This window comes from Allobosea spartocytisi (genome assembly GCF_014764685.1).
Classification (GTDB): domain Bacteria; phylum Pseudomonadota; class Alphaproteobacteria; order Rhizobiales; family Beijerinckiaceae; genus Allobosea; species Allobosea spartocytisi.
This window is the reverse complement of the sequence record NZ_JACXWY010000025.1, coordinates 18,684-40,325: the sequence shown is the minus strand read 5'-3', so window position 1 is coordinate 40,325 and position 21,642 is coordinate 18,684. Positions and strand designations below refer to the sequence as shown.

22 protein-coding genes and 1 pseudogene are annotated in these 21,642 nt (G+C 67.8%); 8 read left to right on the top strand and 15 right to left on the bottom strand.

The genetic code is table 11. The features are described 5' to 3' along the window. Window positions 1-87 precede the first annotated feature (87 nt). Window positions 88-1,290 carry an MFS transporter gene (locus IED13_RS24800; RefSeq protein WP_038363875.1) on the top strand — a complete coding sequence of 401 codons (1,203 nt, stop codon included), beginning with the start codon at window positions 88-90 and terminating at the stop codon, window positions 1,288-1,290. Between the two features lie 70 nt (window positions 1,291-1,360). Here the strand turns inward: IED13_RS24800 and arsC are convergent. The 6 genes and pseudogenes from arsC to IED13_RS24770 form a co-directional block, all read right to left on the bottom strand. Next, window positions 1,361-1,781, bottom strand: a pseudogene (gene arsC, locus IED13_RS24795) (arsenate reductase (glutaredoxin)). Further along, entirely contained in the window at window positions 1,778-2,500 is a 723-nt protein-coding gene (locus tag IED13_RS24790; RefSeq protein WP_248312762.1) for an aquaporin, read from the bottom strand. Before IED13_RS24790 ends, arsC begins: the two are co-directional and overlap by 4 nt. Beyond that, window positions 2,481-2,840, bottom strand: a complete 360-nt coding sequence (locus IED13_RS24785; protein ID WP_112765246.1) for an ArsR/SmtB family transcription factor — start codon at window positions 2,838-2,840, stop codon at window positions 2,481-2,483. Before IED13_RS24785 ends, IED13_RS24790 begins: the two co-directional genes overlap by 20 nt. 167 nt (window positions 2,841-3,007) lie before the next feature. After that, window positions 3,008-3,733, bottom strand: coding sequence for a beta-ketoacyl-ACP reductase (gene phbB, locus IED13_RS24780; protein ID WP_038363868.1), 726 nt, complete (start codon window positions 3,731-3,733; stop codon window positions 3,008-3,010). A 42-nt stretch (window positions 3,734-3,775) separates the two neighbouring features. Then, on the bottom strand, window positions 3,776-3,991 hold the full coding sequence (locus IED13_RS24775) for a DUF1737 domain-containing protein (RefSeq protein WP_112765245.1): 216 nt from the start codon (window positions 3,989-3,991) through the stop codon (window positions 3,776-3,778). 17 nt (window positions 3,992-4,008) lie between these two features. Next, window positions 4,009-5,187 (bottom strand): acetyl-CoA C-acetyltransferase, encoded by a 1,179-nt coding sequence (locus IED13_RS24770; RefSeq protein WP_112765244.1) that lies wholly within the window; start codon window positions 5,185-5,187, stop codon window positions 4,009-4,011. A 317-nt stretch (window positions 5,188-5,504) separates the two neighbouring features. Here IED13_RS24770 and phaR point away from each other — a divergent pair, with 317 nt between their 5' ends. Beyond that, window positions 5,505-6,113, top strand: a complete 609-nt coding sequence (phaR, locus tag IED13_RS24765; protein WP_112765267.1) for a polyhydroxyalkanoate synthesis repressor PhaR — start codon at window positions 5,505-5,507, stop codon at window positions 6,111-6,113. Window positions 6,114-6,155: 42 nt separating this feature from the next. Here the strand turns inward: phaR and IED13_RS24760 are convergent, their stop codons facing one another. Beyond that, the gene (locus IED13_RS24760; RefSeq protein WP_191125794.1) at window positions 6,156-7,844 is read right to left on the bottom strand and encodes a GGDEF domain-containing phosphodiesterase; all 1,689 of its coding nucleotides are present in this window, start codon (window positions 7,842-7,844) and stop codon (window positions 6,156-6,158) included. A 211-nt stretch (window positions 7,845-8,055) separates the two neighbouring features. Here IED13_RS24760 and IED13_RS24755 point away from each other — a divergent pair, with 211 nt between their 5' ends. After that, a complete protein-coding gene (locus tag IED13_RS24755; RefSeq protein ID WP_162720285.1) occupies window positions 8,056-8,214 on the top strand; it encodes a hypothetical protein in 159 nt (52 codons plus the stop codon). Window positions 8,215-8,385: 171 nt separating this feature from the next. On the opposite strand, the gene rpmF is transcribed toward IED13_RS24755, so the two are convergent. Beyond that, the gene (gene rpmF / locus IED13_RS24750; RefSeq protein WP_038363858.1) at window positions 8,386-8,571 is read right to left on the bottom strand and encodes a 50S ribosomal protein L32; all 186 of its coding nucleotides are present in this window, start codon (window positions 8,569-8,571) and stop codon (window positions 8,386-8,388) included. Window positions 8,572-8,770: 199 nt separating this feature from the next. Further along, on the bottom strand, window positions 8,771-9,481 hold the full coding sequence (gene mtgA, locus IED13_RS24745) for a monofunctional biosynthetic peptidoglycan transglycosylase (RefSeq protein ID WP_081925442.1): 711 nt from the start codon (window positions 9,479-9,481) through the stop codon (window positions 8,771-8,773). A gap of 72 nt (window positions 9,482-9,553) precedes the next feature. On the opposite strand from mtgA, the gene IED13_RS24740 reads away from it, so the two are divergent. Next, window positions 9,554-10,501 carry a polyprenyl synthetase family protein gene (locus IED13_RS24740; RefSeq protein WP_133564699.1) on the top strand — a complete coding sequence of 316 codons (948 nt, stop codon included), beginning with the start codon at window positions 9,554-9,556 and terminating at the stop codon, window positions 10,499-10,501. A gap of 21 nt (window positions 10,502-10,522) precedes the next feature. Here IED13_RS24740 and IED13_RS24735 read toward each other — a convergent pair whose 3' ends face one another. From IED13_RS24735 to argH, 4 genes are all read right to left on the bottom strand, one after another. Further along, window positions 10,523-13,249, bottom strand: coding sequence for a TIGR02302 family protein (locus tag IED13_RS24735; protein WP_191125793.1), 2,727 nt, complete (start codon window positions 13,247-13,249; stop codon window positions 10,523-10,525). Window positions 13,250-13,597: 348 nt separating this feature from the next. Continuing rightward, a complete protein-coding gene (lysA, locus tag IED13_RS24730) occupies window positions 13,598-14,887 on the bottom strand; it encodes a diaminopimelate decarboxylase (protein ID WP_191125792.1) in 1,290 nt (429 codons plus the stop codon). Window positions 14,888-15,059: 172 nt separating this feature from the next. Beyond that, window positions 15,060-15,338, bottom strand: a complete 279-nt coding sequence (gene lptM / locus IED13_RS24725; protein WP_133564704.1) for an LPS translocon maturation chaperone LptM — start codon at window positions 15,336-15,338, stop codon at window positions 15,060-15,062. A gap of 190 nt (window positions 15,339-15,528) precedes the next feature. Continuing rightward, window positions 15,529-16,914, bottom strand: a complete 1,386-nt coding sequence (gene argH / locus IED13_RS24720) for an argininosuccinate lyase (protein ID WP_191125791.1) — start codon at window positions 16,912-16,914, stop codon at window positions 15,529-15,531. 30 nt (window positions 16,915-16,944) lie between these two features. Between argH and tlpA the strand changes: the two genes are divergently transcribed. The 4 genes from tlpA to IED13_RS24700 all read left to right on the top strand — a co-directional run bounded on the left by tlpA (window position 16,945) and on the right by IED13_RS24700 (window position 20,966). Further along, window positions 16,945-17,574: a thiol:disulfide interchange protein TlpA gene (gene tlpA / locus IED13_RS24715; RefSeq protein ID WP_112765236.1), complete on the top strand. Its 630-nt coding sequence runs from the start codon at window positions 16,945-16,947 to the stop codon at window positions 17,572-17,574. Between the two features lie 113 nt (window positions 17,575-17,687). Beyond that, a complete protein-coding gene (locus IED13_RS24710; protein ID WP_191125790.1) occupies window positions 17,688-18,722 on the top strand; it encodes a hypothetical protein in 1,035 nt (344 codons plus the stop codon). Window positions 18,723-18,799: 77 nt separating this feature from the next. Then, window positions 18,800-20,530 carry a carbamoyltransferase family protein gene (locus tag IED13_RS24705; protein ID WP_191125805.1) on the top strand — a complete coding sequence of 577 codons (1,731 nt, stop codon included), beginning with the start codon at window positions 18,800-18,802 and terminating at the stop codon, window positions 20,528-20,530. 190 nt (window positions 20,531-20,720) lie between these two features. Further along, window positions 20,721-20,966 carry a DUF1272 domain-containing protein gene (locus tag IED13_RS24700; protein WP_038363845.1) on the top strand — a complete coding sequence of 82 codons (246 nt, stop codon included), beginning with the start codon at window positions 20,721-20,723 and terminating at the stop codon, window positions 20,964-20,966. Window positions 20,967-21,011: 45 nt separating this feature from the next. Here the strand turns inward: IED13_RS24700 and grxD are convergent, their stop codons facing one another. Further along, a complete protein-coding gene (gene grxD / locus IED13_RS24695) occupies window positions 21,012-21,347 on the bottom strand; it encodes a Grx4 family monothiol glutaredoxin (protein ID WP_113254902.1) in 336 nt (111 codons plus the stop codon). A 47-nt stretch (window positions 21,348-21,394) separates the two neighbouring features. Continuing rightward, window positions 21,395-21,631: a BolA/IbaG family iron-sulfur metabolism protein gene (locus IED13_RS24690; RefSeq protein WP_113254903.1), complete on the bottom strand. Its 237-nt coding sequence runs from the start codon at window positions 21,629-21,631 to the stop codon at window positions 21,395-21,397. Between the last annotated feature and the right edge of the window lie 11 nt (window positions 21,632-21,642).

Sequence of the window (21,642 nt, the reverse complement as noted above, 5' to 3'; positions counted from 1 at the left end):
TGCTGCATTGCACCTCAGCACGGCAGCCATGGGCGCCATGTTCCGGAAACCGTTGACCGCGACGCCGGCTCGCATCATGCCTCATTCATGACCACGATCCCGATAGAAGGCGTCGTCCGCCGCCCGTTGATGCCGGTTCTGGCGGCGCTCAGCGTCGCCCATCTGCTGAACGACCTCGTCCAGTCGATGATCCCGGCGCTGTATCCTCTGATCAAGGATGCCTATCGGCTCGACTTCATGCAGATCGGCTTCATCACGCTCGCCTTCCAGGTGACGTCGTCGCTGCTGCAGCCGCTGCTCGGCTATGTCACCGACCGCAGGCCCTGGCCCTATGCGATGGTCGCCGGGATGTGCTCGACGCTGACCGGGCTGCTGCTGCTCTCCTTCGCCCACAGCTATGCCGTCGTGCTGCTGGCGGCCGGGCTGATCGGCCTCGGCTCTGCGGTGTTCCACCCGGAAGCGACGCGCATGGCACGCCACGCCGCCGCGGGGCGGCAGGGGCTGGCGCAGGGCGTGTTCCAGGTCGGCGGCCATGTCGGTTACGCCATCGGCCCGCTGCTGGCGGCGATGGTGGTGGTGCCGCGCGGGCAGGAGAGCCTGTCCTGGTTCTCGCTGGTCGTGCTGCTGGCGATGGGGCTGATGGGCTGGATCGGCGCGCGCTATGCGGCGATGCGGCGCGAGCAGACATCGTCCAAGGAGCATGTCGAGGAAATCGCCAGCCACGGCCTGCCGCGCGGGCGCATCATCCTGGCCATGACCGTTCTGGTCGTGCTGCTGATCTCGAAGAACGGCTACACGGCTGCCTTCACCTCCTACTACACCTTCTACCTGATCACGCGCTTCGGCGTGGAGGTGCAGCTCTCGCAGATCATGCTGTTTCTCTATCTCGTGGTCGGCGCCATCGGCGTCATCCTCGGCGGCATGATCGGCGACCGGATCGGCCGCGACCGGGTGATCTGGCTGTCGATCCTGGGCTCGCTGCCCTTCGCGCTCGCGCTGCCTTACGCGGATTTGTTCTGGACGGGCGTGCTCAGCATCATCGTCAGCTTCATCATGGCGAGCGCCTTCTCGGCGATCCTGATCTACGCCATCGATCTGGTACCGCACCGCATCGGCCTCGTCGGCGGTCTGTTCTACGGCCTGTCCTTCGGGCTCGGCGGCGTCGCCGCGGCGGCTCTCGGCGCGCTCGCCGACCAGGTCGGCATCATCCAGGTGTTCAAGCTCTGCGCCTGGCTGCCGGCACTGGGGCTCCTGACCTTCCTGCTGCCGAGGGGAGCGCGGAAGGCCTGAACGTCCATCGGAAGCGCTCCGGCATGGATTCCCGGTCAGGCCCGGGACGACCGCGTGGCTCCGTCGTGCTCTAGATCGCCGCCAAGCGAACGACCTCGCCGTCTTCCTTTGTGAACGAGTCGGGGCGGCGTTCCAGAAGCTCGAGCACGACTTCGGAAGGGCGCGCCAGCTTCACGCCCTTCGGCGTGACGACGATCGGGCGGTTCACCAGGATGGGCAGGGTGACCATCGCGTCCAGAATCCGATCCTCGGAGATCCCTGGATCGAGCAGGCCGAGCTCGGCAGCCGGCGTGCCTTTCTCGCGCAGGATGTCGCGCGGCGGTGCCGCCATCGCGTCGAGCAATTGCCGGAGCTGCGCCAGAGTCCAACCCGTGTCGAGATAATGGACGACCGTCGGTTCGTAGCCGGCGGCGCGGATCATCCGCGAGCGCATTGCGCGAGGTGCCGCAGGCGGGATTGTGGAAGATGGTGATCGGAAAGCCGGCAGTCATGGCGCCGCATTCTCCTGAAGAAGCCAGTGGAAGACCATCGAGGCTGCCGCGGCACCCGCCAGCTGCACCGCAAGGAAAACCGGCACGGAGCCAGGAGCGATCCCCGCGAAGCTGTCGGACAGGCTGCGCGCCAGCGTGACGGCGGGGTTGGCGAAAGAGGTCGAGGCCGTGAACCAGTAAGCCGACACGATGTAGAGGCCGACGATCGACGGCACGGCCTGCGGCCTCAAGCGCGCTGCCCCGCAAATGGCGGCGATGAGGCCGAAAGTGGCCACGAATTCCGACAAGGCCTGGCCCGGACCGTCGCGCAGCTTGCCCGAAACCTGCAGAAGCGGCTCGGCAAACATGGCATGGGCGAGCCAGACGCCGAGAAAGGCGCCGATGAGCTGCGTTGCGACATAGGCGCAAGCCACCCTCCAGGGCAGTTCGCGCCGGAGGCTCGCAACCAGGGTGACGGCCGGGTTGAAATGCGCGCCCGACACCGGGCCGAAGATGGTGATGAGCACGACCAGCCCTGCCCCGGTCGCCAGCGTATTGCCCATAAGCGCTATCGCGATGTTTCCGCCGGCCAGCCGCTCGCCCATGATGCCGGAGCCAATGACGATGGCGAGCAGGGCCATCGTTCCCAGCCCCTCCGCTGCCAGGCGGCGCGCCAGCGTCGCATCCGCAATGGGGCTGACCGCCGCGTGCATGGCGAAGTTACGCTGAGGCGGTGTCATGGGCGCAGCAAGCCGCTTGCGCGAATTTCTCGGCGAGCGGCCGGCAGATCTCGGGGGATCCGCCGCAGCAATCGTCGAGGAGATAACCGAGCAGCCGCGTCATCTCGTCATACCCGGCGGTATAGACGATCGAGCGGCCCTCCCGCCGCGCCGCGATCAGGCCGGCATGGCTGAGCACGGTCAGATTGGCTGAAAGGCTGCTGGGAGGTACGCCGAGGCGGCGCGCGATCTCCCCGGCAGCGATGCCATCGGGGCCTGTCTGGACGAGCATGCGGAAGACCGCCAGGCGACCTTCATGAGCGAGCGCGGAAAGGCGCGTGACGGCATCTGTAATTTCCATATTTCCACGATATAGGAAATATAGAAATATGGAAGCGCCGCTTCTGCAGGCAGCTCATGCCCGGGAGCGCCCCGGGCATCTCTTGGCGGAAGAGCTCCCCCTCCGGTGCGAGATTCTCGGGTCACCGCCTTGCGGCGCCCGAGAACGACGGCGGATTGCCGGGCGGCTCACGCCATGTACTGGCCGCCATTGGCCGAGAGGGTCGAGCCGGTGATGAAGCCCGCATCCGGGCCGGCAAGGAACACGACCGCCCGGGCGATCTCCTCGGGCTCGCCGAGTCGCCCGACCGGGATATGCGGCAGGATCGACTTCTCGATCACAGCGGGATCGATCGCCTTGACCATTTCGGTGGCGATGTAGCCGGGGCAGATCGCGTTCACGGTGATGCCGGCGCGTGCGCCCTCCTGCGCCAGCGCCTTGACGAAGCCGATATCGCCGGCCTTGGCGGCGGAGTAGTTCACCTGACCCATCTGGCCCTTCTGGCCGTTGATCGAGGAGATGCAGATGACGCGACCGAATTTGCGGGCGCGCATGCCTTCCCAGACCGGGCGAGTCATGTTGAACAGCGAGTTCAGGTTGGTGTTGATCACCGCGTCCCACTGATCCCTGGTCATCTTGTGGAACATGCCGTCGCGGGTGATGCCGGCATTGTTGACGAGCACGTCGACCGGCCCGAGCTCAGCCTCGACCTTGGCGATGCCGGCGACGCAGGACTCATAGTCGCCGACGTCCCATTTATAGACGGAAACGCCGGTCTCGGCCTTGAACTTGGCGGCCGCCTCGTCATTGCCGGCATAGCTGGCCGCGACCTTGTATCCGGCCTCTTTCAGGGCCTTGCAGATCGCCGCGCCGATCCCGCGCGTGCCCCCCGTCACCAGCGCCACCTTCGTCATAGCCATTCTCCCTCTTGTGAAGTCTTGCGCGGCTTGCCGCCGCTATTGTTCGGATAGCTTCAACGCGGGCGTGTAGGGCACGTCCACGTCCTTGGTGATGGCCTGTCCGCAGATGACGCGGCCTTGCGCGGCGTCGAAGGTGAGCGTCGGCTGGCCGTAGAGCGACCAGCCCTGGCTCAAGGCTTCGGTGACCCGATGACAGAACGCAGCGTCATCGGGCCCGGTGAGATAGCGGTAGAGCGTCGTGCGCTTCGCCATGAGCAGAGGCGCTTGTCTCAGCGCTCCACGGCCAAGGCGACGCCCATGCCGCCGCCGATGCAGAGCGTGGCGAGGCCCTTCTTGGCGTCGCGCTTGGCCATCTCGTGCAGCAGCGTCACCAGCACGCGGGCGCCCGACGCGCCGATCGGGTGGCCGATCGCGATGGCACCGCCATTGACGTTGACGATGTCAGGGTTCCAGCCGAGATCCTTGTTGACCGCGAGCGCCTGCGCGGCGAAGGCCTCGTTGGCCTCGACGAGATCGAGATCGGCGACCTTCCAGCCGGCCTTCTCGAGCGCCTTGCGGGTCGAGGGGATCGGGCCCGTGCCCATGATCGCCGGATCGACGCCGGCCGTCGCCCAGGAGGCGATGCGGGCGAGCGGGGTCAGGCCGCGGCGGGCCGCTTCCTTGGCCGTCATGATGACGAGCGCGGCGGCGCCGTCATTCAGGCCCGAGGCGTTGCCGGCGGTCACCGTGCCGTCCTTGGAGAAGGCGGGCTTGAGCTTGGCCATGGCTTCCAGCGTCGCGCCGTGGCGCGGATACTCGTCGCTGTCGACGACCACGTCGCCCTTGCGGGTCGAGATGGTGAAGGGAACGATCTCGTCCTTGAACCGGCCAGCCTTCTGGGCAGCCTCGGCCTTGTTCTGCGAACCCACGGCGAAGCGGTCCTGCTCCTCGCGGCTGATCTGGTACTTGGTCGCGACGTTCTCGGCCGTGGTGCCCATATGGTAGCCGTGGAAGGCGTCCCAGAGCCCGTCCTTGATCATGGTGTCGATGAATTTGGTGTCGCCCATCTTGGTACCCGCGCGCAGATGCGAGGCATGCGGCGCCAGCGACATCGATTCCATGCCGCCGGCGACGATGATGTCGGCATCGCCATTGGCGATCTGCTGCAGGCCGATGGCGACCGTGCGCAGGCCCGAGCCGCAGAGCTGGTTGAGGCCCCAGGCGGTCTTCTCCTGCGGGATGCCGGCGGCCATCGCGGCCTGGCGGGCGGGGTTCTGGCCCTGGCCGGCGGCGAGCACCTGGCCCAGCACGACCTCGTCGACCTCGGCCGCCTCGACCTTGGCGCGCTTCAGCGCTTCCTTGATCGCGGCGGCGCCGAGATCATGGGCGGGAGTGTTGGCAAAAGCGCCGTTGAAGGCGCCTACCGCCGTGCGCGCTGCGCCGACGATCACGATGTCCGTATCTGCCATGGGGGAATTCCTTGCTGCTATTCTGATGTTGACCTGCCGCGCCGCTCCCGCCGGCGCAACCTTCGCCCACCTTCGAAGGCCGCCGTGACGCCGTCAAGTCAGCCGTACTGCCATATCCGGCGTTTGGGAGGGGCATCCCGGCTGTGGAGAGCGCGGCCGCGGCGGAGACATCGCCTCAATTCCGACCGGTTTTTGCGCCGCACGCTCAAAAAGCTTGCGGCGCAGCACCGAGAGGCTATCGTCACCGCAGGGAGAACGTTCCGCCAAACGGCGCCGGCACCGCCGGCACGGGGCGGATCAACGTCTAGCAGGACATGATGGCCAGCGAAAAAGAACCGACCGTCATCAAGAAATACGCCAATCGGCGCCTCTACCATACGGGTACGAGTTCCTACGTCACCTTGGAGGATCTGGCCGGGCTGGTGCGCGGCGGCGAGGATTTCGTCGTCTACGATGCCAAGTCGGGAGAGGACATCACCCGCTCGGTGCTGGCGCAGATCATCTTCGACGAGGAAGCCAAGGACGGCCAGAACCTGCTGCCGATCGCGTTCCTGCGTCAACTGATCCGCTTCTACGGCGACAGCATGCAGGCGCTGGTGCCACGCTATCTCGAATTCTCGATGGAGAATTTCGCGCAGGAGCAGAGCAAGTTCCGCGAGCAGATGAGCAAGGCTTTCGGCAGCCCGGCCTTCGGCGGCACCGCCTTCGGAGCGCCCGCGCTCGACGCCATCCAGGCGCAGACCCGCGCGAACATGCAGATCTTCACCGAGGCCTTCCGGATGTTCAATCCCTTCACCGCCGCGGCGGCCGCGAAGGCGAAGCAGGAAGCCGCGTCGGAGCCGGCCAAGGCCGACGATCTCGGCGATCTCAAGCGCGAGCTCACCGAAATGCGCGAGCGGCTGGACAAGCTTTCCCGCAGCAAGTGAGCCCAAGGCGGCGGGCGTTGCCCGCCGCAGCCCCGGCCTGCATCAGCCGACAGCGCGGCGGCGCTCCGGCTGGGTTTCCGTCACGAGCTCGGCGCGACCGACGAGATGGCCCTGCAGATAGGTGACGCCCCAGTCGCGCAGCATCGTCGCCTGCAACTCGTCATCGACCCATTCGGCGACGGTCTCGACCTCGAGATGGCGCGCGAGATCGATCAGCGTGCGGACATAGAAGCGGTCGTCGGTCGAGCGGCGCAGATTCTGCGTGAAGGCCCCGTCGATCTTCAGGATGTCGATCGGGAAGGCGCGCAGATGCTTGAGCGAGGTATGCCCCGCGCCGAAATCGTCGAGGGCGATGCGGCAGCCATGCTGCTTGATCCGGGCGAGCAGCTTCGCGATCCGGACCGGGTCCTGGATGGTCGCCGTCTCGGTGATCTCGACGATCAGCCGTGAGGCGAGGCCGCGCGACGTGCCGGCCAGCGTCAGGAAGGCGTCGAGCCATTCGGGATCGCCGAGCGAGACCGGCGAGACGTTGATCGACAGCGTGAGCGCCGGGTCCCCGGCCAGCATCGCCAGCGCAAGCTCGAACACGCGATGGTCGAACAGCCGCACCAGGCCGCGCCGCTCGAGCAGCGGCACCAGCTCGGCCGAAGCGAAGAACAGGCCGGCCTCGGGCTGCCCGACGCGCAGCAGCGCTTCGTGGAAGGCGACCTCGCGGGTGCGGGCCGAGACGACAGGCTGCAGGGCCAGCCGCACCCGCCGCTCGTTCAGCGCGGTGACGGCCTGGACGTCGAGCCCGCCATGGTCGGCCCTGTCCTGGCGCCGGCGCTGCGGGCGGGCGATGACGGCATCCTCGCAGGCGCCGGCCCGCGCCGCCGCCAGCGCGCCCTCGGCCGCCGCCAGCAATTCGCCGGCATGGCTGCCGAGCTCGGGCGCATGGGCCGCGCCGACGCGCAGCCGCACCAGCGCGATGCCGTGGCTGGTCTCGATGGCGGATTCCGCGACCACCTTGATGAAGCGGCGGGCCGCCGAATCGATCTGGTCGCGCGGGCAGCCGGACAGGATGATCGCGAAGCTGTTGCCGGCATAGCGGACGAGATGGTCGCGCTGACGCGTCACCGAGCGCAGCCGCTCATGCGCCGTGATGACGATCTCGTCGGTCGCCTCATGGCCGAAATCGTCGTTGAGGCGCGCAAGCTCGTCGATCGCCGCGACGAGGACGACCACCGGCCGGTCCTGCGGCAGATGCTCCTGCAGGCTGAGGCCGATCTGCTCGACCAGGGCCGGGCGGTCGCAGAGATCGCTGCCGGAAGAGCCGAATTCCTCGCTGCGCACCGCACGGTCGAGCCGCAGCACGCCGCGGGCGCAGGCCGGGCGGCCGTCGCTGCCGGCGAACCAGCGGCCGGTATCCTCAGCCCACATCTTCCGGCCGCCGAGATCGATGGCGTAGCGGGTGCGGTAGAGCACGCCCTCGCCCTGATCCTGCTCGCTCGAGCCGAAGATCGCGTCGTAGCGGCTCGGGCCACTGCCGGGCTCGACGAGTGCGGCGAAGCCGATGCCCCGCGTCATCGCCCGCTCCGGGAGCGTGCCGAAGACATCCGTGGCATTCGGGCCCAGGCTCAGCGCGTCGCTCTGGATGTCCCAGCTATAGACCACCTCGCCGATCGACGAGAGCAATCCCCTCGGATCAGCCGCATTGTCCTTGCGGAAGCTGAAAAGCGCGGGGGAAGGCATCGCGGGCGGCCTCATCGGACTGTTCGCGCCGCATCGTTCTGGTGCGGCCCCGCCATGTCCGGCTGGTTGGGGAAGTGTTTCGAAATGATGAAGGGTTTTTGCTTAACGCCCCGTTAAGCGTGGCGACCGTCTTGCAACTTCCGCTCCGTCACAGAGTGCCCGTGCCGGAGTGAGACATATGCGTAACGGAGAGAGGCCAGCGCCTGAGGGGTTGAACCTCAGCGCGTCCGCGCTCGTGCTGCTGCAGGCCGCGGCCTTCAAAGCGCGGATCGGGCCCTTCGCGCTCAAGGGCCTGGCGACGTCGCAATCGGCCGTGCTGCTTTATCGCGCCGCGGCGCGGCTGGCGGCGTTGTCGTCGGCGAGGCGCTGAAGGGCTTACAGCCCCGCCCCCGGCATATGCGGATAGGGCAGCCATTCCGGCGCCGTCATGCTCACAGGTTCCGAGCGCGACTCTCGGCCCGGCAAGACAAAGAAAAAACCGGCCTTTCGGCCGGTTTCATCAGATTCGAGCGAAGGCCGGAGGCGATCCGGCCATTCCGGCTCAGGCGTCGGCCTTGACCTTGAGAACCTGACGGCCGCGATACATGCCGCTCTTCAGATCGACATGGTGCGGGCGGCGCAGTTCGCCGGAGTTCTTGTCCTCGATATAGGTGGGCTGCTTCAGCGCGTCGGCCGAGCGGCGCATGCCGCGCTTCGACGGCGACGTCTTCTTCTTCGGAACGGCCATTGTACTCTCCATCGTGCCGCCGCTCGGAGCGCCGCTCGCCAAAGCTGCGCCACCGCCACGACGACGGATCAATCTCGTGAGGCGTTGCCCATACACGCTCAGGCGCGCGCTGGCTAGAGCCTCATGTGAAAAAGTGGCTGACTGACCTTTGCCCATAACGATGTCGGGCGCCGGAGCAGGCTTCGTCTTCGCGGAGGAGCTAGCCCGGCAAGGCGCAATTGCCAAGGGAGCCGAGCTGGCCCATGCGGCGCAGAACGCGCCCGGAGGCCGATTGCAGCGCGCGACTCGGCTTCCCCGGATTGCGCAGGATCGGATTCGGCAGGGCCCCGGCAAGACGCGCCGCCTCCACCGGGGTGAGCCGGGCCGCGGATTTGCGGAAATAGTGCTGCGCCGCGGCCTCGGCCCCGAACAGGCCCTCGCCCCATTCCGCGACGTTGAGATAGACCTCGATGACGCGCGGCTTGCCCCAGGCGAGGTCGCTCACCATCGCGAGCGGGATTTCCAGCCCCTTGCGGATGTAGGAGCGCCCCGGCCAGAGGAAGACGTTCTTGGCCGTCTGCATGGTCAGCGTCGATGCGCCCCGGCTCGGCCCGTCCTCGTCTTCCATCACCGCGTTGAGCTCGACCCAGTCGACCCCGCGATGGCTGCAGAAGCGCTGGTCCTCGGAGGCAATGACGGCGCGGATCAGATTGGGCGAAATCCGCTCCAGCGGCACCCATTCGCGCTCGACCGGCCGCAGCGTCAGCCAGCGGCCGAGCATCAGCGTCGAGGGCACGGGCACGAATCGATAGAGCACCAGAGCAACGACGAGGGCGAGGACGAGCCAGAAGGTCAGCCTCAGGCACCATCCGAAAACCCAAGCCAGGAGACCGCTCCCTGTTTCCCGCCGCTCCGCCGACGCGTCCGCCATGGCCCCGCACCTTGACGATGCGGCAAACGTCCGGCAAGGCCCCCGTCCCGGCAGCGAACGCGAGACCCACGCATGAGTTCCGTCCCGTCACAGGCCAGCCACGCCGATCTCGATGCCCGGCTGGCGCAGAATGCCGCGGCGGTCGAGACGCTGCTCGAGAGCCTCCTGTCCGAGACGCCGGCGGCCGGCGAAATCCTGCGTCCGCCGCGTCTGGTCGCCGCGATGCGCCATGGCGCGCTCGCGGGCGGCAAGCGGCTGCGGCCATTCCTGACGGTGGAGACGGCCCGGCTTCTCGGCGTTCCCTCGGCGCAGGCGCTGCGGGCCGGCGCCGCGGTCGAACTGCTGCATTGCTATTCGCTTGTTCATGACGACCTGCCGGCGATGGACGACGACGATCTGCGTCGGGGGCGCCCCACCGTCCACAAGGCCTATGACGAGGCAACCGCGATCCTGGCGGGCGATGCCCTGCTGACGCTCGCCTTCGACGTGCTGGCCGATCCGGAGACGCATGAATCGGGTGAGATCAGGGTGGCGCTGGTGCGCTGCCTCGCCCGCGCCTCCGGGCTTGGCGGCATGGTCGGCGGCCAGATGCTCGACCTCGCCGCCGAGGGCCGCTTCGAGGCGCAGAAGCATGCCCTGACCGAGGCGGAGATCCGGCGCCTGCAGGCGATGAAGACCGGGGCGCTGCTGGCGGCCAGCGTCGAGATCGGCGCGCGGCTGGGCGGCGCCGATGCGGCGGCGCTGACGGCGCTCGACGCCTATGGCCGGGCGCTGGGCGCGACCTTCCAGATCGCCGACGACATTCTCGACGTCGAGGCCGATGCGGCCCAGATGGGCAAGGCGACGGCGAAGGACGAGGACAAGGGCAAGGCGACGCTGATCGGCGTGCTGGGGCTCGACGGCGCCAAGCGCGAGCGCGACCGGCTGAGCGAGGCGGCGGTGAAGGCGCTCGACGGCTTCGGCAGCGCGGCTGACGCGCTCAGGGCGGCGGCGCGCTTCGCCGCGCAGCGAAAGAGCTGAGAGGCGCGGAGAGCGGTCCGCTCAGTTCCGCCGGAGCAGCCGCTCCAGATAATCCAGCTCCTCCTGCGGCCGCAGCGGATCGCCGAGGCGCTTGCGCAGCTCCTCCAGGATGCGCCGCGCCCGCTGCGTCGCGCTCTCGTCGGCGCCGGGAACCTTGACCCGGCCATCGGCCCAGTCGCGCTGACGCTGCGGGCGGCCGAGCGGATCCTCGCTGCCGCGCTGCTGGGCCGAGGGGCGGCCCTGCTGGCGCCCGTCCGGCTCGCCATAGGCCTGGCCCTCGCCGTCGCCCTCGCCGGGCTGGCCCTGCATCTGCTGGGCGAGGTTCTGGCCGCCGCGGCGCAGCGCGTCGAGCGCGCGGCCCTGCGCGTCCAGCGCCCCTTCCCCGTCGCCTTGCCCGAGCTGCCGCTCGGCCTCGCGCATCGCCTCCTCGGCCTCACCGAGCTCGCCATTCTGCGGCGCGCCCATGCCGCGCATGCGCCGCTGCAGATCCTGCAGCCGCTCGCGCAGGGCCTGCTGGCGCTGAGACAGACCACCCTGCCCCTGGCCGTTCTGGCCCTGCATGCCCTCGCCGCCTTCGCCATCCTCGCCCTGGTCGCCCGGTTGCTGGCCGGGCTGCTGACCGCGCTGGCCCTGCTGGCCGCGTTGCCCTTGCTGGCCCTGCTGGCCACGCTGACCGGGACGTGCCTGCTGCTGGCCGGGGCGCTGGCCGCGCTGGGTCTGCCCCTGCCCGCGCTGCTGGTTCTGATAGGTCTCGTCGCGCAGGTTCTGCTGGTCGCGCGTCATCCGGTCGAGATCGCCCAGCGCCTGGTTCATCTGGTTCTGGCGCGGATCGCCCTGGCCGGGCCGCGCCATCTGCAGATTGTTGAGCATCCGGTTGAGCTCTTCCATCAGCCGCTGCGCCTCGGCCATGTCGCCGCGCCGCGACAATTCCTCGATGCGATCGAGCATGTTCTGCAGGTCGCGCGGCGTCACCGTCCGGAAATTCTCAGGCAGCTGCGCCTGGTTCTGCTGGCCGTTCTGCTGCTGGCGCATCATCTGCTCGGCGAGCTGGCGCATATAGTTGTCCATCGCCCGCCGCATCTCCTCGGTGAGCTTCTTGATCTCCTCCTCGGAGGCGCCACGCTCCAGCGCCTGCTGCAGATTCTCCTGCGCCTGCCGCAGCGCCCGCTCGGCATCGGACATGTCGCCGTCCTCGAGCTGGAGCGCCATCGCCCACATCAGCTCGGAGACCTCGCGCAACTCGTCGTCGCTGCCGGATTTGCGCAGCCGCTCCGTCAGCATGCGCATGCCGAGATAGGTCCCCATCTCCTTCATGAAGAGCCCGGGCTCGATCATCAGCGCATCCATGGCGAGCTGCACCCTGGTGCGGTCGTCGACATTCATCACGAGCTTGCGCCGCTGCTCGACCAGCGCCTTGGCCAGCGGATTGGTGAAGGTGCGCTGCGGCAGCACGACCTCGACCGGCTGGCTGCGCCCCTCCTGCCCGGCCTCGTCCTTGGCGATCAGCACCATCCGGACCTTGGCGCCAGCCCAGGGATGCGCCGAGAAATCGACGGTGCCCTTGAGCTCCTCCTCGCCAGTGGCGGAGGAGGGCACGGCGAGGTTCTGCTTCGGCGGATCGACCAGCGAGCGGCCGCCGGCGGCAACGTCGGGACGCGAGACATCGACCTCGATCGAGGCGATGCCGTAATCGTCCTTGGCCTTGTAGGTGATGCTCAAGCCGCCAGACTGGGCGCCGACGACCGGCTTCGGCGTATCGACGAAGGCGATGGTCGGGGGCAGGTCGGGAATGGCGGTGATGCTGAGCGTGGTGCCGGGCGCGCCGCTGCCGGTCAATCTCAGCGTGCCGTTGCCGGCGAGCACATAGCGCTTCTCCAGCACCGCCTGCTGCGGGTCGCTGCCTTGCGCCTGCCGGGCCGGCTGGGCGCCCGCCTCGCCGCCTTGGGCCTTGCCGTCTTGGGCCTCGGCCGGCTTGGTCTCGAGCTTTCCGGTGGTGACGACGTCCATATTGGTCTTGCCGGCGATGCGCACGACGATCGTCGACTTCTCCGGCGCGCTGAGACGCGGGCTCGCGAGCTTGGCGAAGTCGATCAGGATCGGCGGCAGGCGGGTATAGGCCGGCGGGTCGATCCAGGCGTCGATGCGGGTCGAGGGCGAGGCGCCCGGCGGCCCCTGCCAGTCGAAGGCCGCTGAGAGGCGCTGGGTCGTCTCGGGCCCGGCGACGAAGAAAGCCGCGATGGCGGCGAGTAGCGGCACCGCGCGCAGCGCCCGCCGGTCGCGAGCCGCCATCAACGGACGCGGCGCCTCGATCCTGAGCGCCGCGACCTGCCGGCTCTGGCGCTCGACATGCAGCTTCCAGAGAGCTTGCGAAACCGGGTCGCTGGAGCCGACGGCGAGGCTGTCCTCCAGCGCCGAAGCGGGACGATGCCCGCCGGCGAAGGAGCGATCGAGCCGGGTCAGCGCGTCGCGATGCGTCGGCAGCACGATGCGGGCGACGTGCCAGAGGCTGGCGAGAAAGGCCCCTGCAAAGGCGAGCACGCCCGCGATCCGCCCATACCAGGGCAGATGGGTCCAGAGCCCGAACCAGGACAAGGCGAGGAAGGCGAGGACGACGCCGAGCGGCAACCACAGCCGCGGCCACAGCCGTTCCCAGCCGAGCGAAACCCGCGAGGCCAGCGTGAGGCGGCGCAACCGTTGCCGGATGCCGTCCATCGTGTCGGGCGCCTTGCGGCGCTCTGCCTCGCTCATGCCATCGCTCCGGGCAGCCCCCATTTCCGTCGGTTCATCGCCTTACTGAAGCAGGCTAACACGGGAATGTGGCATTGCCAGTCCCCGGACCGGCCTTTGCACCGCGCTCGACGTTTCGTGAACAGCGCCCCGCATCTGCAAATCCCTTTCAGGAGAGGCGCGGTTAGCGCGGGGAACCCTCTCCCGGAGGGAGAGGGCAGGGTGAGGGGTAGGCCGTTGGACACTTTAGCTGCGAACTAACCGCTGCTGCGGCGACCGGGTGCTTTACTGGTCAAGGGGCCGACACCTCACCCCTGCCCCTCTCCTTACAGGAGAGGGGTTCCCCGCGCTTTTGCAGGGAAGTGCTACTCAACCAAACCAGGCCGGCAACCTATCCGCCCCGATCAGCTCCTCATAGCTCTGGCGCGGACGGGTCACGGCATATTGGTCGCCCTTGACCATCACCTCGGCCACGAGCAGGCGCTGGTTGTAGGTCGAGGACATCGAGGCGCCATAGGCGCCGGCGGTCATGAAGGCGATGAGATCGCCCTGCTTCAGCGCCGACAGCACCCGCCCCGTGGTGAAGGTGTCGCCCGATTCGCAGATCGGCCCGACCACGTCATAGGCGACGTCCGGCGCCCCGATCGCCGGCTCGGCCACCGGCCAGATCTCGTGATAGGCCTCGTACATCGCCGGCCGGACGAGGTCGTTCATCGCCGCGTCGACGATGAGGAACTGCTTGGTCGGGCGCGGATTGAGATGCAGTACCCGCGTCAGCAGGATGCCGGCATTGCCGACGATGAGACGTCCCGGCTCGAAGCCGAGCTCGACATCGAGCCCCTTCGTCACCCGTCCCACCATCTCGGCATAGGCCTCGATCAGCCCCGGGCCGTAATCGAAGCTCTTCGGGATGTCGTAGGGAATGCCCAGCCCGCCGCCGAGATCGAGCCGCTCGACGCGGTGCCCCTCCCCCTTCAGCGCGCCGACCAGCGCCACCATCTTGGAATAGGCCGCCTCGAAGGCGTCGATCTCGCGGATCTGGCTGCCGATATGTACGGCAAGGCCCATGATCCGCACGCCCGGCATGTTCGCCGCCCGCCCATAGAGCCGGCCGACCTCCTCGAAGGAGACGCCGAACTTGTTTTCGGACGAGCCCGTCGTGATCTTGGCATGGCCGCCAGCGCCGATATCGGGATTGACCCGGAACACCGCCTCCTGCCGCTTGCCGAGCGAGGCCGAAACCTTCGAGAGCAGGTCGAGCTCGCTCTCGCTTTCGATATTGATCTGGTAGATCCCGGCCTCGACGGCGAAACGCAATTCCTGCTCGCTCTTGCCGACGCCGGAGAACACGATCTTCTCAGGCGGGATGCCGGCGGCCAGCGCCTTGCGCACCTCGCCTTCCGAAACGGTGTCGATGCCGGCCCCGAGCGCGCCCAGCGTCTTCAGCACGCCGAGATTGCCATTCGCCTTCATGGCGTAGAAGACATGCGCCTTGCCCGCCGGCACGGCCTTCTTGAGCGCCTGCTCGAAGAGCTTGTAGTGCCGCTCGATCGTCGCGCTCGAATAGACATAGACCGGCGTGCCGACTTCGGCCGCGATCCGGTTGAGGTCGACTCCCTCGGCATGGAGCGAGCCGTCGCGATAGGCGAAATGATGCATGGGCGGAACCCCGGAACGAGATCTGTTGAACCGTCGCCGTCATCCCGGGCGACCGAAGGGAGACCCGGAATCCCTGCCGGAGCGCTTCCGGTCGAGGCTCAGGCATGGATCCCGGCTCTGCGCTACGCTTGGCCGGGATGACTTCGCGGCAAGCTGGTGAGGGCGCCGCCGCTCACATCAGCGGATCGAGCAGGAACGGTTTTTCCGGCACGGTGATCGCCCGGTTCGCCTTGGCCGGCTTGGCCAGCACCGAGGCCGAACCGTAATCCGACACGTCGTTCGACTGCGCGCCGATCTGGTTGTCCGGCAGGTCGACGGCGCCGGAGACGTTCGGCGGCGCTTCGAGCGGCCCCTTGCGCCCGCAGGCGGCGAGCGCCACGCCGAGGAGGCCGACGACCAGGAGGGTGCGGCCGAATTTCAGGCGGGCAAGATTCAGACGGGATGGAAGCACGAAGACGAACCCTCGAACGAAACGTGGCGGGACAGTAGCGGAGGATGCGGCGAAGCGCGAGCGGTTGCGACAATCCTTCGCCGTCATTCCGGACGCCGCGAAGCGGAGATCCGGAATCCATCGTAGAGCACCAACGCCCGTCGATGGATCCCGGGTCAAGCCCGGGATGACGTGGCGTTTCGCCGTCCGACTAGCCTTTCGCGAGCTGCTTCAGCCAGCGCCTGGCCTGCTTGCGGACATTGGCCGGGGCCGTGCCGCCATAGCTGACGCGGCTCTTCACCGACTGGTCGACGCCGAGCACGGCGAAGACGGCCTCGGTGATCTGCGGCTCGACCGCCTGCATCTCGGCGAGCGTCAGCTTCTCCAGCCCGACCTTCTTCTCCGAGGCGATGCCGACGAGCCGGCCGGTGACGTGATGGGCGTCGCGGAACGGCATCTTCAGCACGCGCACCAGCCAGTCGGCGAGATCGGTCGCCGTGGCATAGCCGGCGCCCGCCGCCTTCTTCATCGCCTTGAGGTCGGGCTGCATGTCGCGGACCATGCCGGCCATCGCGGCGAGGCACAGCGAAAGCGTCTGGAGGGCGTCGAACGTGCCTTCCTTGTCCTCCTGCATGTCCTTGGAATAGCTCAGCGGCAGGCCCTTCATCATCGTCAGCAGCGCCTGCAGCGCGCCGAAGACACGCCCCGCCTTGCCGCGCACCAGCTCGGCCGCGTCGGGGTTGCGCTTCTGCGGCATGATCGAGGATCCCGTCGAGAAGGCGTCGGAGAGCCTGACGAAGCCGAATTGCGGCGTCGCCCAGAGCACGATCTCCTCGGCCAGCCGCGAGAGATGCATGGCGCAGATCGAGGCCGTCGACAGCGTCTCCAGCGCGAAATCGCGATCCGAAACCGAATCGAGCGAGTTCGCCGTCGGCCGGTCGAAGCCGAGCGCCTTCGCCGTCATGTGCCGGTCGATCGGGAAAGAGGTGCCGGCGAGCGCGGCCGCGCCCAGCGGGCATTCGTTGAGGCGGGCACGGGCATCGCGCACCCGGCCGCGGTCGCGGCCGAGCATCTCGACATAGGCGAGCAGATGATGGCCGAAGGTGACCGGCTGCGCCGATTGCAGATGGGTGAAGCCCGGCATCACCGCGCCGGCATAGGTATCGGCCTTCTCGGCCAGCGCGCGCTGGAGGTCGGCCATCTGCCCGTCGAGCTCGTCGAGCGTGTCGCGCACCCACAGCCGCATGTCGGTCGCGACCTGGTCGTTGCGCGAGCGGGCGGTGTGCAGCCGGCCGGCGGCCAGGCCGATCTTGTCCTTGAGGTTCGACTCGACGTTCATGTGGACGTCTTCGAGCGCACGCGAAAACGTGAAGGCGCCGCTCTCGATCTCGCTTTCGACCTGCTTGAGGCCGGCGGTGATCGTCGCGACGTCTTCCTTGGTCAGGATGCCGGTTTCGGCCAGCATGGCGGCATGCGCCAGCGAACCGCGGATGTCCTGGCGCCAGAGCCTCTTGTCGAAATCGATGGAGGCGTTGATCTCCTCCATGATGGCGTCGGGACCTGTGGCGAAACGCCCACCCCACATGCGGTTGCTCACGGCGGTCTTTCCTGCTTTTGAGGACGCACGATGACGTCAGGAACGAAGATCGGACTGGCCCTCGGGGTCGTGGCGGCGCTCGGCCTCGCTGGCGTGGCAGCCTTCTACTCCGGGCTGGGCGATGCCGGCAACGGATCATGCAGCGCGGCCGCCAAGACCGCAGCGCGCATGGCGCCGCTGGCGAAGGGCGAGGTCGCGGCGGTCGAGATCCGCCCCCGGCCCGAGCCGGCGCCCGAGCTCGCCTTCAGCGGGCCGGACGGCAAGCCGCTGACGCTCGCCGACTTCAAGGGCAAGACCGTGCTGGTCAATCTCTGGGCGACCTGGTGCGCGCCCTGCCTGAAGGAAATGCCGGCGCTCGACGTGCTGGAGCGCGAGATGGGCGGCCCCGATTTCGCGGTCGTCGCCATCAATATCGACACGCGCAACCTCGACAAGCCGAAAGCCTGGCTGGCCGAGAACAAGGTCACCACCCTGCCCTTCTACGGCGACCCGCAGGCTTCGACCTTCCAGGCGCTGCGCAAGGCGCATAAGGTCGAGGGCATGCCGGTCAGCATCATCGTCGACAAGACGGGCTGCGAGCTCGGCATCATCCAGGGCCCGGCCGATTGGGCGAGCGCCGATTCGAAGGCGCTGATGGCTGCGGCCACGGGCCGACCCTGACCGAATTCCACCTGACCAAAGACCGGATGGACCGCAGAGCCGGCGGCATGACGAACTCTTGTCGCATTGCGGCGTTCTGTTGCGGACGACATCGAAGACCGGAAGGACGAGCCATGACCCATCCACGCAGCCGCGCGAGCCGATTCGGCAGCTCCGGATCCGGCAAGTCCCGGCTTGGCAAGTCCCGGCTCGGCAAGTCCGGTGCCGTCGCATTCGCCTGCATCGCCTGGCTGGCGCTGGCGCCGGCCGTTGCGCAGGAGCGCAAGCCGATCCCCGGCACCAGCGTCTCGCTCGCCGCACCGAAGGGCTTCGAGCCGGCCACCGGCTTCTCCGGTCTGGTGAACAAGGCGAACCAGGCGAGCGTGCTGATCGTCGAGCTGCCGCCCGAGGCCCATGCGCAGCTCTCCACCCTGTTCGGCAATGCCGATGTGGCCAAGGCGAACTTCGCCCGCCAGAACATCACGATCAAATCGGTGGAACAGATCGCTGTCGGCGGCGACAAGGTGCCCTTGCTGACGGGCTCGCAGATCGCACCGACCGGCGACACCTTCGACAAATGGATCGTCCTGCTCAAGGGCGAGAAGACCGTGATGCTGACGGTGCAGGCGCCGCAGAAGGCCAAGCTCGCCCCGGCGCAGATCAAGGCGATGATCGCCTCGGTCTCGCTCGGCAAGGAGCCGTCGCTCGACGAGAAGCTCGCCGCCCTGCCCTTCGCCATCAAGGCGGCCGCGCCCTTCCGCGTGATCGACAGCATCGGCGGCTCCGGCCTGCTGATGACGGTCGGCGACAAGAACACCGACCCTTCCGGCACGCAGCCATTGCTGGTCGTCGCCTACCAGCCCACCGGGCCGGTCAAGCCCGGCCAGGAGGACGCCCTTTCCGAAAGCCTGCTCAAGGGCACGCACAATCTGGAAAACGCCACGGTCGCCGAGCGCAAGCGCGTGCCCTTCGCCGGGCAGGACGGCATGCTGCTCACGGGCTCGTTCAAGCACCCGAATGGCGCCAACAAGGGCTTTGCACAGTATCTGGCGATCGGGCCGGATAGCCGCTTCGTGCGGCTGATCGTCATGGCCGACGAAAGCGAGATGCCGCAGCTCCAGCCCGCCATCGACCAGACGGCGGCGAGCATCTCCTTCAAGGACAAATAGCAACCCTCCCCCGCGCACAGCGGCGGCCCGCGCCATTCGGATTGGCGCGGCGCCCCGGCACGGGTAAAGGCATGTCCATGCGCTACACGATCGGCCTCGCCACCACCTTCCACGACCCCGCCCTCGCGATCATCGGCCCGGATGGCGAGGTTCTCTTCGCCGAGGCGACCGAGCGCTATCTGCAATACAAGCGCGCGCCGAACTGCGAGCCGGATTCGGCCCCGCGCATGGAAGGGCTGCTGAAGCGCTACATCCCGGACGGCGCCGAGGTCGCGATCGCCACGAGCTGGGGCGAGGATTTCACCGGCTTTCTCGACCAGATGGCGCGCGCCGGCTCCCTCAGCCTCGAGGCGCTGCTCAAGCTCTCCCCCGAGCTCAACCGCTCGCTCGTGCCGGAACGCACCGAGCGCGCGCTCATCGCCTCGCTCCACCACGCCCAGCAGCGCGCCGGCATGGGCGTGCTGCTCGGCCTCGACCGCGCCTATGGCAAGGCCAATGTCACTGGCTTGAAGCGCTACGGCCACCATCTCAGCCACGCAGCCTATGCCTGCTGGTCCTCGCCCTTCGACAACGCCGCCTGCCTCGTCGTCGACGGCATGGGCGAGACCGGCGCCTCGGCCATCTTCGCACTGGAGAACGGCAAGCTGCGCGAGGTGAAGCGCCATCGCGGCCGCGAATCGATCGGCTTCTATTTCGGACTCGTCACCGACCTCGCCGGCTTCGACCAGGCCAAGGGCGAGGAATGGAAGATCATGGGGCTCGCCCCCTATGGCAAGACCGATCCGGAATTGATGGCGCTATTGCGCAGGCTCTATGCGATCGAGGGCCACAAGCTCTCCTTCGCCAAGGCGGATGTCGTGCAGGCGGTCGCCGCCGAAATCCTCGCCCGCCGCCCGGCCGACGCGCTCGACAAGGGCTGGGCCGACCTCGCCCGCTGCGGGCAGGATGTCTTCGCCGAGATGATGGAGGCGCTGCTCGCCGAGACCGCCGCTCTGGTCCCGAGCGAAAACCTCGTCATGGCCGGCGGCTGCGCGCTGAACTCCTCCTTCAACGGCAAGATCGTTGGCCGGCATGGCTTCCGGACGGTTTTCGTGCCTTCCGCGCCTGCCGACGACGGCAACGCCATTGGCGCGGCGTGGCTCAGCCACGCAGAGGCGAACCCGGATTGGCGCGCGCCGAAGGGGCCGCTTTCGCCCTATCTCGGCTCGACGGTCTCGACCGAGCCCTTCGAACGCATGCAGGCTTGGGAGCCGCGCCTGCGCAAGCTCAGCGCCGACGAGATCGCGCCGGTCACCGCCAAGCTCCTGACCGAGGGCAAGCTGATCGGCTGGGTGCAGGGCCGCGCCGAGTTCGGCCCGCGCGCACTCGGCAACCGCTCGATCATCGCCGATCCGCGCCCGGCCGACGCCAAGGACATCCTCAACGCCAAGGTGAAGTACCGCGAGGCCTTCCGCCCCTTCGCCCCCTCGATCCTGGCCGAGCACGCCGCCGACTGGTTCGAGAACTACCAGGACGCGCCCTATATGGAGCGCACGCTCACCTGGAAGGAGACGGTGCGTGACCGCGTCCCGGCCGTGGTCCATGAGGATGCGACGGGTCGCCTCCAGAGCGTGACAGTCGAGCGCAACCCGCGCTATCACGCGCTGATCTCGGCGTTCCATGAACTGACGGGCGTGCCGGTGATCCTCAACACCTCCTTCAACATCATGGGCAAGCCGATCCTCCACACGGCGGAGGACGCCATCCTGATGTTCTACACGAGCGGGCTCGACGCGCTGGTGATCGACGACTGGCTGCTGGTGAAATAGCCGGCGCAGTCAGGCATTCCCAAAAACACGCCGTCATCCCGGGTCTCCCTGCGGTCGCCCGGGATGACAGTGCAAAATTCCAAGGTCGAGAAAAATCGATCCGCGCCATTGATCGGTCGGATCACGCGAAGTCGCTGGCGTCGTCCCAGTTTGCGGTCATTCTTCCGCCACCCGCAAAGGAGACGACGCCATGCTGCAACTGCGCCCGAACTGCGAATGCTGCGACCGGGACCTGCCGCCCCAGTCGCGCGACGCCCTGATCTGCACCTATGAATGCACCTTTTGCGCCGATTGCGCCGAGACGCGCTTCGCCGGCATCTGCCCGAACTGCGGCGGCGACTTCGCGCGCCGGCCGATCAGGCCGGAGCGCATGCTGGCGAAACACCCGGCGTCGACAGAACGCGTCCGCAAGCCGCACCCGCAATGTGCGGCCTGAGAAGCACCGTCAGGTCAGAAAGCTGATTGGGAAACCGGCGAGCCGTTAGCTCGCCTGCTTCACCGAAATGCCCTTCTCCTCGAACAGCGCCTGCAACTCGCCGGCCTGGAACATCTCACGGGTGATGTCGCAGCCACCGACGAACTCGCCCTTGACGTAAAGCTGCGGGATCGTCGGCCAGTTCGAATAGGCCTTGATGCCCTCGCGGATTTCCTGGTCCTCGAGCACGTTCACGCCCTTATAGGGCACGCCGATATAGCCGAGGATCTGCACGACCTGGCCGGAGAAGCCGCACATCGGGAATTGCGGCGTGCCCTTCATGAACAGCACCACGTCGTTGTTCTTCACTTCCGCATCGATGCGGGCATTGACGTCGGACATCGTCTCGTCTCCTGAAGCGGGTTCAAGGCCCGCCGGATGGCATTGTTCTAATCTTGGGGAACGCTGGTCGTCAGCGCAAGGGCGTGCAGCACGCCGCCCATATTCCCCTGCAGCGCGGCATAGACCATCTGGTGCTGCTGCACCCGGGTCTTGCCCTTGAAGGCCGCCGAGGTGACGGTCGCGGCATAGTGGTCGCCGTCCCCGGCCAGATCCTTGATCTCGACCGCCGCATCCGGCAGCGCCGCCTTGATCATGCGCTCGATCTCGTGCGCGTCCATCGCCATGGTCTTGCCTC